Origin of the sequence: Massilia eurypsychrophila (assembly GCF_002760655.1) — a bacterium.
GTDB lineage: Bacteria > Pseudomonadota > Gammaproteobacteria > Burkholderiales > Burkholderiaceae_D > JAFCUW01.
Map to the genome: position 1 here is coordinate 39,211 of NZ_PDOC01000007.1, position 13,427 is coordinate 52,637.

At 66.0% G+C, this 13,427-nt stretch carries 8 protein-coding genes; 3 read left to right on the forward strand and 5 right to left on the reverse strand.

Features of this window, described 5'->3' with window-relative positions:
• Window positions 1–148 precede the first annotated feature (148 nt).
• Window positions 149–5,140: a DUF4214 domain-containing protein gene (locus CR105_RS13215; RefSeq protein ID WP_099788931.1), complete on the forward strand. Its 4,992-nt coding sequence runs from the start codon at window positions 149–151 to the stop codon at window positions 5,138–5,140.
• Between the two features lie 68 nt (window positions 5,141–5,208).
• Here CR105_RS13215 and CR105_RS13220 read toward each other — a convergent pair whose 3' ends face one another.
• Window positions 5,209–7,278 (reverse strand): glycosyltransferase, encoded by a 2,070-nt coding sequence (locus tag CR105_RS13220; protein ID WP_180288185.1) that lies wholly within the window; start codon window positions 7,276–7,278, stop codon window positions 5,209–5,211.
• A 144-nt stretch (window positions 7,279–7,422) separates the two neighbouring features.
• On the opposite strand from CR105_RS13220, the gene msbA reads away from it, so the two are divergent.
• Together msbA and waaF are read left to right on the forward strand one after the other, a co-directional pair.
• Window positions 7,423–9,150, forward strand: coding sequence for a lipid A export permease/ATP-binding protein MsbA (gene msbA, locus CR105_RS13225; protein WP_099788933.1), 1,728 nt, complete (start codon window positions 7,423–7,425; stop codon window positions 9,148–9,150).
• Complete coding sequence (gene waaF / locus CR105_RS13230) at window positions 9,147–10,163, forward strand: lipopolysaccharide heptosyltransferase II (protein ID WP_099788934.1); 1,017 nt, start codon at window positions 9,147–9,149, stop codon at window positions 10,161–10,163. Before msbA ends, waaF begins: the two co-directional genes overlap by 4 nt.
• Window positions 10,164–10,195: 32 nt before the next feature.
• On the opposite strand, the gene CR105_RS13235 is transcribed toward waaF, so the two are convergent.
• From CR105_RS13235 to CR105_RS13250, 4 genes are read right to left on the reverse strand one after another with little or no spacing between them, the layout of a single operon-like run.
• Complete coding sequence (locus CR105_RS13235) at window positions 10,196–10,897, reverse strand: ABC transporter ATP-binding protein (protein ID WP_099788935.1); 702 nt, start codon at window positions 10,895–10,897, stop codon at window positions 10,196–10,198.
• Between the two features lies 1 nt (window position 10,898).
• Window positions 10,899–11,603, reverse strand: coding sequence for an ABC transporter ATP-binding protein (locus CR105_RS13240; RefSeq protein ID WP_099788936.1), 705 nt, complete (start codon window positions 11,601–11,603; stop codon window positions 10,899–10,901).
• Window positions 11,596–12,552, reverse strand: a complete 957-nt coding sequence (locus CR105_RS13245; protein WP_099788937.1) for a branched-chain amino acid ABC transporter permease — start codon at window positions 12,550–12,552, stop codon at window positions 11,596–11,598. The genes CR105_RS13240 and CR105_RS13245 overlap by 8 nt, the downstream gene beginning before the upstream one ends.
• Window positions 12,549–13,421 carry a branched-chain amino acid ABC transporter permease gene (locus tag CR105_RS13250; protein WP_099788938.1) on the reverse strand — a complete coding sequence of 291 codons (873 nt, stop codon included), beginning with the start codon at window positions 13,419–13,421 and terminating at the stop codon, window positions 12,549–12,551. Before CR105_RS13250 ends, CR105_RS13245 begins: the two co-directional genes overlap by 4 nt.
• Between the last annotated feature and the right edge of the window lie 6 nt (window positions 13,422–13,427).

The window sequence follows — 13,427 nt, forward strand, 5'->3', positions numbered from 1 at the left end:
TCGACGTTGTCGTTTCGTCGCTGATCACGCAGACGACGTCTGCGAACAGGAACTGGTTAAAAAAAATACGCTGCGCATGCGTATGCGCAGTCGAATCGCGGCGTCCCGCTGAACACCGGCGCGACATCCTTACTCTGAAAAGCACACCATGACCACCGCCACCTCCAGCAGCACCTCCGCCAGTTTCGTCGCCCAGTTGTACGCGCAGTTCTTGCGCCGCCCGGCCGACGCCGCGGGCGTGAGCTACTGGAGCAGCCTGATCGACAGCGGTAAGGTCAACGCTGCCGAGGTGAGCGCGCTGTTCATGGCGGGCGACGAATTCCAGCACACCATCGACCCGGTGGTGCGCCTTTATTTTGCAGCGTTCGGCCGCAGTCCGGATCCGGCCGGCCTGGCCTACTGGGTCGACGCCATCCACGCCGGCGCGACCGTGGCGCAGATCGGCGCCGTGTTTGCCGGTGCGCCCGAGTTCCGCTCGCTGCACGGCGCGGTCGACGACAGCGCCTTCCTCGACTTGCTGTACCAGCAGGCTTTCAATCGTGTGCCCGATCCCGCCGGCAAGGCCTATTTTCTCGACCTGATGGCGCGCGGGGTAAGCCGCGGCGAACTGGTCGTCAACTTCTCCAACGCCGAGGAAATGACGGCCAGCCTGGGCGCGACCATCAAGGTCGTCGAGCAGTATCTCGCCGTGCAGCAGGCGTCGCCGACGGTGGCCCAACTGGCCGCCGGGCTGGCGAGCGCCGGTTCGGTGGCGCTGTTCATCAAGCTGTATGCCGATGACGGCTACAGCGGCGTCGCGGTGCCTTTTCTCAGCCGCGAAGGCGTCGTCGCCGACGGCTACATCAAGGGCGCCACCGTGACGATGACGTTCATCGATCCCGTCGATGGCGTCACCCGCACGGTCACTCGCCTCACCGATGACCACGGCAAGTTCGACTTCGGCGACCAGGCCGGCTTCGGCGACCAGGTGCAAACCGGCGGCATCGACATCTCGACCGGCGCCGCCGTCAATGGCAGCTTCCGCGCCATCGCCGGCTCCAGCGTCATCAATCCCTTGACCACGCTGGTGCACGCGCTGATCGCCGATGGCAAGCACAGCGCCGCCGAGGCCGCGGCGCTGGTCAAGTCCAGCCTTGGCATCGATGCATCGGTTGAACTGGGGAGCTATGACCCGATCGCCACCCTCGGCCGGCCAGACACCAGCGCTGCCGCGCAGGTCATTGCGCTGAAGGTGCAGGCGGTGCTGGCGCAGGTCAATACCGCCATGGGCCAGATCGGCGCCGTGCTGCGCGGCGCCGGCGTGGCCGGCGTTGACGCCGGCGCGAATGCCGTCATCGAGGCGCTCGCCGCCACCATCGATGCCGCCGGCGGCACGATCGACCTGGCTGGCGCCGGCACCGCTGCCCAGCTGCTCAAGGACGCCGGCGGCATCGCCGGCGCCAGCGTCGGCCAGGCCGCCTTCATCGCCTCGGTCGCAGGCGATGCGGGCGTTACGATCGGCAACCTGAACCACGCCATCGCCGACGCGGCCAGCGCACCGGGCGGCACCGCCCAGTCGCACCTGGTCGCCATCGCCAGCGTCCAGGTGGCAGCCGAGGTCATCGAGACAGGGATGGCAAGCGGCGCCCAGGCGGGCAACCTGAGTGGCAGCGCCGCCGCTACCGGCGCCGCGGCGCTGGCGGTGGCAATTGAAGCGGCAGCGGCACAGGTGGGCGACGTCAATGGCGACGGCAAGGCCGATCCGGTGCTGCCGCCGGCGCCGCCGCAACCGGAGCCCGAGCCGGAACCGGAACCGGAACCGGCACCGGAACCGGCACCGGGGGTAGTTTTCGCGCTCACCATCAAGGCGGGCGGCGATGCGTGGATCAACGCCGGCGAGGCGATATCGGCCGCGGCGCTCACGGCCCAGGTGACCAGCAGCACGCTCGCCACCCTGAAAATCGTCGGCATGAAGGCCTCCGACAATTCCGCGCTGGAGGTGACAGCCGTCTTGAACGGGGGCCGCTACGTCTTCGATGCAACGCAGTTCAAGGATGGCGCCCTCACCGTGGTGGCCACCGATATCTATGGTCAAATCAAGACCAGCAGCGTTACGCTTGACACCGCCGCGCCCGCCGTTGCGGTGACCTCCGCCGCCTCGGCGGCCGTCATCGCGCCAGTGGTCAGCGGCACCGCCGAGGCCGGCGCCACCGTGACCGCCGTCATCGCCGGCGCCACTTACGTCACGACGGCCACAGGCGGGGCCTGGAGCATCGACACCGCCACGGCCACGGTTGCCAGCGGCGTGCTGGCGCTGGTTGCCAATGCCGCCAACAGCGTCTCGGTCACGGCCGTCGATGTCGCCGGCAATCACTCGGCGCTGGCCGCGACGCAGACGCTGACGCTGGTCATCGACACCGCGGCGCCGGAAGCGTCATTGTTTACCGCGACGGCAACCACCCTTGGCGCTACTTCGAACGAAGCAGGCCTGGTAGGCTTGTACGCTGACGGTGTCCTGTTGACAGATAATTTTGCGGCGTTCACCCCGTCCGGGCTGACGCAGACATTCACCGTAATGCCACAAGAGACGGTTGTGGTTGCCTCTCTTCAGGTCGCCGACGTCGCGCTCAACTTTGCGGCAGAAACGCGTCGCGTGATGCTGGGAATCGTTTCCAACGATGCCATCGTGGCGGACAGTGACTATGACTACTTCATGTTCGGTTTCGCTGGCAACGACGTCATCACCGCCGGCGCCGGCGCCGATGTGCTCAGTGGCGGCGAGGGTGCCGATGTCCTCAATGGTGGTGCCGGCTACGATATGCTCTATGGCGGCACCGGTGCCGATGTGCTCAACGGCGGCACCGGCGATGATGTGCTCGAGGGCGGCGCCGGCGCCGATGTGCTCGATGGCGGCGATGGCACCGATGTGTTCGTGTTCAGCGCCGTCGCGCAAGTTGCCAGTGATTCCAGCGCAGCCGAGCCGGACGTCTTGCATAACTTCGATGCGGCAAAAGATTCGGTCGTAGTGAACCTGAGCGCTGTCCACACTTTCGACGCCTCGGTGAAGGGCGCGGACAAACACACCGGCACGGGGCAGGCCGGCGATATCTATTCGGTCGGCATTGCCGCCAACGTCAATTCGCTCTTCACCGGCGATCCGGGCAGCCTTGTGATTCAGGCCGACTCGCTGAGCGCCGCGTCGGCGATCCTGTCCCGGGTCAAATACAATTTGACCGGCACCGGCAACGCCGACACCATCGCTGCCGGCAGCAACGACGATACGATCAACGGCGGCGCCGGCGACGACGTGATCAGCGGCGGCTTGGGCGCCGACACCTTGACCGGCGGCGCGGGCGCCGACGTGTTTGTGTTCGGCAGCGGTCTGGAATCAAATGATACGGTCATCGACACCGAGACCCAGTACGTGACGTACCGCGATGTCATCACCGACTTCCAGACCGGTGTCGATCGCCTGCGCTTTGCGCTGACGGGACAGCATGTCGATGTGTCCGAATTTGCCTCGATCGGAGGCTTTAGTGATGATTCACTTTCTGGCGCTGTCGGCGATCTCTTCTATTCTGCCGGGCAGGGAAAGATATACATTGACGCAAATGGGAACCATAGCGTGGGCGACAATGTCGACTACGTTGTCGCGTCAGCCAATCCGATTGCGGCGGCAGATATTCAATTCGACATTACCGGTACCGATGGCAACGACACGCTGGTCGGCGGCGTCGGTGGCGACACGTTCACGGGTGGCGCCGGCAATGACACGATCACCGGTGGCAGCGGTATCGACACGTTCAACGTTGATGCAGGGGAGGACACCATTACCCACCTGGAAACGAAAGACATCCTCAACGTTGCCGCGGGCGCAAGCGCGGTCGTCGGGCAAGTGCTGGACTTCAGCGAATACACGGTGAACAACCTGGGTACCGTGATCATGACGGGTGGTGATGGTGGCGAGACCATCGTCGGCACGTCCGGCGCTGACCGGATCATCGGTGGCGGCGGCGCCGATACCCTCTCCGGTGGCGAGGGCGCCGACCTGTTCGTGTACAACAACGGCATCGAGTCGAACAATGAGAGCGGCCACTCCCGCGACACCATCACTGACTTCCAGACCGGCATCGACCGCCTGAGCTTTGCGCTGTCGGGATCGCTCGTCGACGTCTCCGGCTTTCAGGTTCGGGTTGCCGACCCGCAGGCGGGGAATGGCGTCATCGGCGATGGTTATTACCAACGCGACAGTGGGATGATCTACCTCGACGCCAATGGCAACGGCAGCTTTGGCGATGCTGGCGACTACGTCGTCTCGCTCGGTAGGGTGGCAGCGGCGGATCTGCAATTCCGTATCAGCGGAACGCAACAGGAAGACCTGCTCGTTGGCGGTGTCCGCAGCGATACGATCTTCGGTGACAACGGCGCCGATGTCATCAACGGCGGCGGCGGCGGCGACCAACTCGATGGCGGCGATGGGATCGATACGCTTTCCTACACCGGCGGCGCCGTCTTGCAGACGCTGCAGGGTCTGCAAGGTGTCGTCATTAACAACACCAATCACACGATCAGTTCCGAAACCATCCAGAGCGACGCAGGCTTCCTGAGCGACGCAGGCTTGGAGCTTGCGCTCGATGACCTGAATCCGCTCGGGCTGGCGGCCGGCAGCGTTGGCTACCTCACCGACTTCCAGATGTTCTCCTTCGCGCGCGACACCTTCCTCAATTTCGAGAACCTGACCGGCAGCGACAAGACCGACTTGATCTACGGAGGCGACGGCGACCACGTCATCACCGGCGGCGGCGGCAACGACGTGATTTTCCTGGGCGAGGGCCAAAACACTGTGATGGTCGGCACCGCCCTGACCGGCGGCATCGACGTCATCCATGGCTTCGGCGAAGGCGACTTGATCTTGAGCGGGACAATCGTCAACCAGTGGGAATGGACGGAGTATCAGGAGTTGTCGATTGACGTGTTGCTGAGCACCTTTAGTGGCGCGATAGGCACTGTGCATGGATTGCAACTTGGCAATGGCCGGCAGTATATCGTCATTAACAATGGCGCGAACACCTACGATGGCGCAGAAGATACGCTCATTGAACTGGTCGGTATCACCGTTTCTCAATTAGGTATGGACAACTTCGTCAGCATCCCGGTCTAAGGCCCGCCCGCGCCGCCGACAGTGCGCCTCCAAAATCCCCGCAGTGCGGGGACCTTGGAGGCGCAGCCTCACTCTTCCTCGCGCAGTCCCTTGGCCGCCTGCGTGGTCCCGTCAAGCTCGCGCCGCTGCACCGTCATCCGGTTGCTCGAGGCCTGGTCGCGCTGCGCTTCGTTATGCCACAGGTGGAACACTTCGGTGGCAAACGCGCCGTCCTTGCGCATCACGCCGGCATTGAACAGGCGCAGCACCATGTCCGAATCTTCGTACCCCCAGCCGCTGAAGCTGGCGTCGAAACCATTGACCGTCTCCACGTCCGCGCGCCACATCGCCATGTTGCAGCCCTTGATGCGCCGGTAGCTGAAGCGCTTCTTGGCGCGGCCGATGTCGGGCAGGGAGAACAGCAGCTGCAGCACCTTGTTGATATGCCCGGCCGCGCGCAGGCGGAATTTTTCGCCCAGCCCCAGCCCGTACAGGGCGATTTTCCCGGCCAGCGCCTTCTGCGTGAATTCAGGTCCCACCAGGATCCGGCTGCCCGTCACCATGTACCCGCGCTGCGCCAGCTTGCGGTGCTGGGCCAGAAAATCGCGCTGCGGCACGCAGTCGCCGTCGATGATGACGAGGTACTTGCCGCGCGCCGCGGCGATGCCGCCGTTGCGCGACATCGCCAGCCGAAAGCCCACGTCCGGCTGCCACACGTGCTGCAGCGGCACCGGCGAACGCGCGGCCAGATGCGCCACGCTCTCGCGCGTCGCTTCGCCCGAGCCGTCGTCGGCGATGATGATCTCGAAATTGCGGTCGGTCTGCGCGAAGCAGCCCTCGATGACCGCCTCGAGCGCGTCCGGCCGGTTGTAGGTGGTGACGATCAGCGAGATGGTGTCTGATTCGCCCAGGCCCTCGGCCATCCGGCGCCGCCGGGCGCCGACATACAGGCAGCTGCCAAGCAGCAAGAACCAGTGCGCCTCGGTGGTATCCCACAGCAGGCTGTTGAACGACGAGGCGACGAAGTAGATCACCCATAGCAGCGCCAGGCTGTCGGTCTCGAAGCTTCGCGGCCCGAGCGCCGCGCTGCCGAGCGTGAAGAGCATCGCAAAATACAGCACCAGGCCGGCCAGACCCAGCTGCACCGCCACCAGCAAGAATTCGCTGTGCGGCTGATTGCGCACCTCCGATTCGGGCGAGCCGGCCGGCCACACGCTGCGGTTGGTCGGCGCGTACGCCTCGGCGAACGAGCCGGTGCCCACGCCAAGCAGCGGATTGGCCGTCACCACATCGATCCCGACCCGCATGAAGCTCATGCGCAGGCCGTTCGGCGTGCGCAGTTCGCCGGTCGTCACGTCGTGGATCAGCGCATCGGTGCGCAACTTGACGTTCGGCGAGGCCAGGTAGGCGCCGAAGAACACCAGCGCGATCGCGCCGATCCCGGCTACCTTCAGCAGCGGCGTGGCGCGCCGGTGCAGCAGCAGCACCGTGACCAGGCCGAGGAACAGCGTCACATAGCCGGTCCGGCCTTGGCCGAGGATCATGATTGGCACGGCGAAAAACACCGCGGCGCCGATCGCCGCCAGGCGCGCGCGCGGCGTCGCCGCATAGCTGGCGATGAGCAGGCAGGCGCTGGTCGCAAAGCCGAGCAGGATGCCGATCGTGATGTGGTTGCGGAATACGTAGGCATCGTTGGCGTCCTGGCTGACGCGCCACCAGCCCAGGCTCGACGTCGGCATCATGCCGAAACGGGTCAGGTAGCACGCCGCCGCCAGCACGCCGGCGCCGGCCAGGAACCAGCGCAGCGCGCGCGACGACAGCGCCGGATCGCGCCAGCTGAGGGCGATGCCGATCGGCAGGATCATCAGCCGCGAGTATTTTTTCAGCGCCATCAGCGTCTCTTCGCGCGGCGCGATCGACCAGCTGGTGCCGATGATGAACAGCGCCAGCAGCGCCAGCGCCAGCAGGCCCGGAGGCGAACGCAGCACGCGCCGCAGCGGCGCGCTGGTAAACAGCGCGAACACGAAGCCGATATACGCCAGGCCGACGAACAGGTTGGTCAGGGCGGTGGAAAACGACACCGAAAACAGCGCCAGCAAGAACAAGGTGCGCACCGTCGATTCGGTCCGCGTCAGGGCAGGTTGTGTGGCGTTCTTCATCGTTTTGTGGCGCTCGTCCCTGTACATATCGTGCGGTATTCTACCGCAGCGCTGCCGGGGCTACGGCGATGCTGCCCGCTACTGCCCGGTTTGATGTAAAGTCCGGGGAACCGCATCTGATGGCCGAACTCGAAAGACCGAACAATGAAAAATAGTAGCAGCATCGCCCGGCGCCTGTTTGCGCTGGTCCGCCCCTATCGCGCGCGCGCGCTGCTGGCGCTGGTGGCCATGGCCGGCACCGCTGCGACCCAGCCGCTGCTGGGCAAGGCGCTCGAACTGCTGCTCGATAAAGGCTTCGCCAACAAGGTCGACTTCAACCTGTGGCTGGTGCCGGCGGTGCTCGTCTCGCTGTTCGTCATGCGCGGCGTGTTCACCTTTTCCACCGCCTACCTGAACAACTGGGTCATGAGCCGCGTCCTCAACGACCTGCGCGGCATGGTCTTCGAGCGCCTGCTGCGCCTGCCGGTGGCGCGCTTCCACGAAGAGTCGACCGGCAAGATCATCAACACCGTCATCGGCGACGTGCGCCAGGTCGTCGACATGATCAACTCGGTCTTCCTCGCCTTCGTGCGCGATTCGCTGGTCGTCATCGGCCTGCTGATCGGGCTGATGATGCTGAACTGGAAGCTGACCATCATCGCGCTGGTGGTGGTGCCGCTAACGGCCGTCATCGTGCGCACCACCACCGGCCGCCTGCGCCGCCTGAACCGCGACAACCAGCGCGTCACCGGCGAGATGACCCAGGTGGTCGAAGAGGCCGCGCGCGGCCACCAGGTGATCCGCGTGTTCGCCGGCGAACGCTACGAGCGGCGCCGCTTCGAGATGCGCAGCGAGGCGCTGCGCGGCTTCTCGCAGCGCATGACGGTGGCCGCCGCCGCCACCGTCCCGATCACCCAGATCGCCACCGCGATGGCGGTGTCGGTGGTGATCATGGTCGCCATCCGCTCCGGCATGAGCGTCGGCGAATTCACCAACTTCATCACCCTGATGCTGATGCTGCTGCAGCCGCTGAAAGCCTTGGTCGAGGTGAACGGCCCGATGCAGCGCGGCATGGCCGCCGCCGAAACCGTGTTCGCGATGATCGACGCGCCGGTCGAACACGACACCGGCGCGACGGTGCTGGGCAAAGCGCGCGGCCACCTGCAGCTCGAGCGCGTCTCGTTTCGCTATGGCGACAACAACCCCAACGCACTGACCGACGTCTCGCTCGACATCTTTCCCGGCCAGACGGTGGCGCTGGTGGGCGTCTCCGGCGGCGGCAAGTCCACGTTCGTCAACCTCGTCACGCGCTTCTACACGCCGCAATCGGGCCGCCTGCTGCTCGACGGCGTGCCGTACGACGACATCGCCCTGACCAGCCTGCGCGCCCAGCTGGCGATGGTCAGCCAGAACGTGGTGCTGTTCGACGACACCCTCGGCGCCAACATCGCCTACGGCGCCGAGCAGGTCGACAGCGCGCGCCTCGCCGCCGCCATCCAGGCGGCGCACCTGGCCGACGTCGTCGCGGCGCTGCCGGACGGCGTCGACACCATGATCGGCGAAAACGGCATGCGCTTGTCGGGCGGCCAGCGCCAGCGCGTGGCGATTGCCCGCGCCATCTACAAGGACGCGCCGATCCTGATTCTCGACGAAGCGACGTCGGCGCTCGACAACGAATCGGAGCGCGCGGTGCAGGGCGCGCTCGATGCGCTGATGGCCGGGCGCACCACCCTGGTCATCGCGCACCGCCTGTCGACCGTCGAGCGGGCCGACCGCATTGTCGTCATGGACGCCGGCAGGGTGATCGAAGCGGGCCGCCACGACCAGTTGCTGGCCAAGGGCGGCGTGTACGCCAACCTGTACCGCCTGCAGTTCTCGACGGAGGCGGCGTGACGCGCACGCTTGTCATTTCGCCCAACTGGATCGGCGACGCCGTGATGGCGCAGCCGCTGCTGCAGCGGCTCAAGCAGCAGCACCCCGATCGCCCGATCGACGTGCTGGCGCCGCCGTCGGTGGCGCCGGTGTGGCGCGCGATGATAGAAGTCGACAGCGTGCTCGAAACGCCGTTCCGCCACCGCGCGCTGCAGCTCAAGGAACGCTGGGCCTACGCTCGCCGGCTGCGCCAGCGCGGCTACGCCGCCGCCTATGTGCTGCCCAACACGCTCAAGTACGCGCTGATTCCCTGGCTGGCCGGCATTGCCACGCGGGTCGGCTACAAGGGCGAAATGCGCTACGGCCTGCTCAACGTGATGCACCACGACGACAAGCCGGCGCGCGCGATGGTGCCGTTCTACGCGGCGCTGGCGCAGGATCCGGCGCTGCCGCTGGCGAAAGTGCCGCGCCCGCGCATGCAGGTCGGCGCCGACAAGGTCGCCGCGGTGTGCGCCAAAACCGGCATCGCGCTGGAGCGACAGCTGGTGGTGTTTGCGCCCGGCGCCGAGTTTGGCGCCGCCAAGCGCTGGCCGGCCGCCCATTTCGCCCAGCTGGCGCAGGCGATTCTCTCCGCCGATCCGCTGGCGCAGGTCGCGCTGCTCGGCTCCCCGAAGGACCGCGAAGCTTGCGACGAAGTCGTCGCCGGCAGTGGCGGCGCCGGCATGTTCAACCTGGCCGGCGCGACGAAGCTGGACGAAGCGATCGCGCTGATCGCGCGCGCCGACGCGGTCGTGGCGAACGATTCGGGCCTGCTGCACATCGCATCGGCCCTGAACCGCCCCGTCGTCGCCCTGTACGGGCCGACCGATCCCGATCACGCACCGCCGTTTTCCGACATCGCCAGGTCGATGTCCCTGCGACTCGAGTGCTCGCCGTGCAAGCAGCGCGAATGTCCGCTCGGCCACCACAACTGCATGAACAAAATGGGCGCGGACCTTGTCTGGGCCGAACTTCGGCCGATTATTGAGGTCTGACCATAGGTCAGACCCCGAACGCTACGTCGGCATTACCGCGCAAAATACAGCTCCTCCAGGTTGGCCAAATCCACCTCCGCCGCGGCCTGCGACAGCACCACCTTCCCGCTCTGCATCAGGTACACATGGTCGGCCACGCCGACCGCGCGCTGCGTATTCTGTTCGACCAGAATGATCGTGCGCTTGCCGTCCTTCAGCCGCGCGAGGATCTCGAACAGCTCGTTGACGACCAGCGGCGCCAGGCCCAGCGACGGCTCGTCGACGATCAGCAGCTTCGGGTCCGACATCAGGCCGCGGCCCATCGCCAGCATCTGCGCCTCGCCGCCCGACAGCGAACCGGCCATCTGGCGGCGCCGCTCGCGCAGCCGCGGGAACATCGTGTACGCCTCATCGAGCCGGGCGTTCACCTGCGCGCGGTGCGCTTTCGGAAAGCCGCCCATGATCAGGTTTTCTTCCACGCTCATGTCGCGAAACACCATGCGCCCCTCGGGAATCATCGCCACGCCGAGGTCTGCCATGCCCCAGGTCGGGATGCCCTTGAGCGGCGCGCCGTTCAGTGTCATCTGGCCCTGCGTCACCGGCAGCAGTCCCATGATGGCGCGCAGCAGGGTCGTCTTGCCGGCGCCGTTCGGGCCGATGATGGTGGTCAGCTTGCCGGCCGCCGCGGCGACCGACACGTCCCACAGCACGTTGATGGCGCCATAGCCGGCCCGCACCTGCGTAAGTTCTAGCATCCTAGGCTCCTGTATAGCTTTTGATGACGGCCGGATCGCGGAACACCGCTTCGGGCGTGCCGTCGGCGATCAGCTGGCCGAAATTGAGCACTGCCACGCGCGGGCACAGCGACGTGATGGTCTCGATATCGTGTTCGATCATGACGATGCCGACGCCGAACTTGGTGTGCAGGTCGCGCAGCATGCCCATGAAGCGGCGCTTGCCGGTCGTCTCCAACCCGGCCAGCACCTCGTCGAGCAGCAGCAGCTGCGGGTCCGTCGCCAGCGCCTTTGCCACTTCCAGCGCCTTCAGTTCGGTCAGCGCAAGTTCCGTGGCGGCGTGCCGTTCGGCCTTGGCGGACAGGCTGGTGAAATCGAGAATCTCGTCGATCTTGGCATGGTCGACGCGGCCGGTGCCGAAGCGCTGCGCCACCAGCAGGTTTTCGCGCACCGTCAGTTCGTGCATCGGCTGCGGCACCTGGAAAGTGCGGCCGATGCCGAGCCGCGCGCGGCGGTACATCGGCGCGGCGAGCACGTCCTGGCCGTTAAAGCGGATGCGGCCCGCGGTCGGGCGTACCAGCCCGGAAATGGCGTTGAACAGCGTTGTCTTGCCGGCGCCGTTCGAGCCCACCAGGCCGATGACGTCATGGCTGCCGATCTTCAGGGTGACGTCGTTGACGGCGGTCAGGCCGCCGAAGCGCACCGAGACGTTTTCAAGTTCAAGCATGGGCCACCTTCTTTTTCTTCAGCAGCGGCATCAGGCCGGAAGGACTGAACACGATCATCGCCACCAGCAGCACGCCGAGCACCAGCTGGTGCCCGGTCGGCATGATCGACTTGAAAATGAACTGGTCGGCCAGGTAGACCACCAGGGCGCCGATGACCGGCCCGGAAATGGTGCGGTAGCCGCCGAAAATGGCCGCCACGATCGGCACCGTCACCCACAGCGCGCTGAACGCGTAGTCCGGCTCGAGGAAGTTGATGTAGTGCGCGTTGACGGCGCCGAACACGCCGGCCATGAACGCCGACACCATCAGCATCGCGCCCTTGAGGACGGTGCTGTTGACGCCGACGACGCGGGTGGCGTCTTCGCTGTCGTGCATGGCGCGCAGCGCGATGCCGTAGTAGCTGGCGCGGATGCGGTGGTAGGCAAAAGCGAACAGCAGCACCAGCGTGAGGGCGATCAGGTAGGCGCCCATCTTGGTGCCGAAGTCGAAGCCGAACACGGTCGGAAAGCTCGGGATGCCCGACACGCCGCCGGAGCCGCCGGTGACGGACGACCATTCGGTGGCGAGGATCTTGAAGATGTGCGCGTAGGCCAGGATCGCCAGCGCGAAGTAGGGGCCGCGCAGGCGCAGCACCGGCATCATGACGATCGAGGCGACTACCGCGCCGATGCCGCCCAGCGGCACCGCCAGCGCTACCGGCAGGCCGAGCTTGACGGTGGTGATCGCCGACACGTACGCGCCGACACCGAAGAACGCCGAGTGGCCGAAGCTGACCATGCCGCCCAGGTTGCCCAGCAGGGCCCACGACAGCGCCACCCCGCCGATGACCAGCGCGGCGACGATCATGCTCATGACGTAGGCGTTGCCGCCGAGCGCGAACGGCACCACGGCGTAGCCGGTCACCAGCGCCGCCACCAGCAGCTTGTTGATCTTGATAGCGCCTTTCATCCTCTTCTCCCTGCCGCGCCAAACAGGCCGTTCGGCATTATGAACAACACCAGCAAAAACAGCGTCATGCCGGCCAGTTCCTGCAGCGCGGAGCTGGCCAGGGTGACGGTCAGCGCCTCGGCCACGCCGAGCAGCACGGCGCCGAGCAGCACGCCCGGTATCGAGCCGATCCCGGCCAGCACGGTGATGATGAAAGCCTTGACGGTGAGGGCGCCGCCGTAGGCCGGCTGGATCACGCCGTAGCTGAACAGCGCGACGCCGGCGAACGCGGCGAGGATGCCGGCGACGATGAACGACACCAGTTCGGTACGGCCCGGATCGATGCCCATCAGCTTGGCGGCGTCGCGGTTGGAGGACACCGCGCGCACGGCGCGGCCGTACCAGCTGCGCGCCAGCCACCACCACAACGCGCCCATCAGCACGATGGCCACGCCGAAGAACAGCAGCTCGCTGCGCATGCTGTACAGCGGACCGACGACGAATGCTTCCTGCAGCCAGGTCGAGCTGGTGGAGCGCACGTCGGCGCTCCAGATCAGCAGGATGGCGTTGGTGAGGATGACGCCGATGCCGTACGTGAGGATCAGCGAATTGATTTCGCGGTCCGACTTGATGCGGCTGACGATGAGGTAGACCGATACCGCGGCGATGCACACGACCACCAATGCAATCGGAATCGCCAGCACCGGCCCGAAGCCGAGCTTCGATTCGACCGTATAGGCGACATACGCGGCGAGCAGTACCAGCTCGCCGTGGGCCAGGTTAATCACCTTCATGGTGCCGAACACCAGTGCCAGGCCGAGCGCGATGAGGGCGTACGAGCCGCCCTGCAACAGGCCCGAATACAGCGCCTGCAGTATCAGATCAGTCATGGCGTG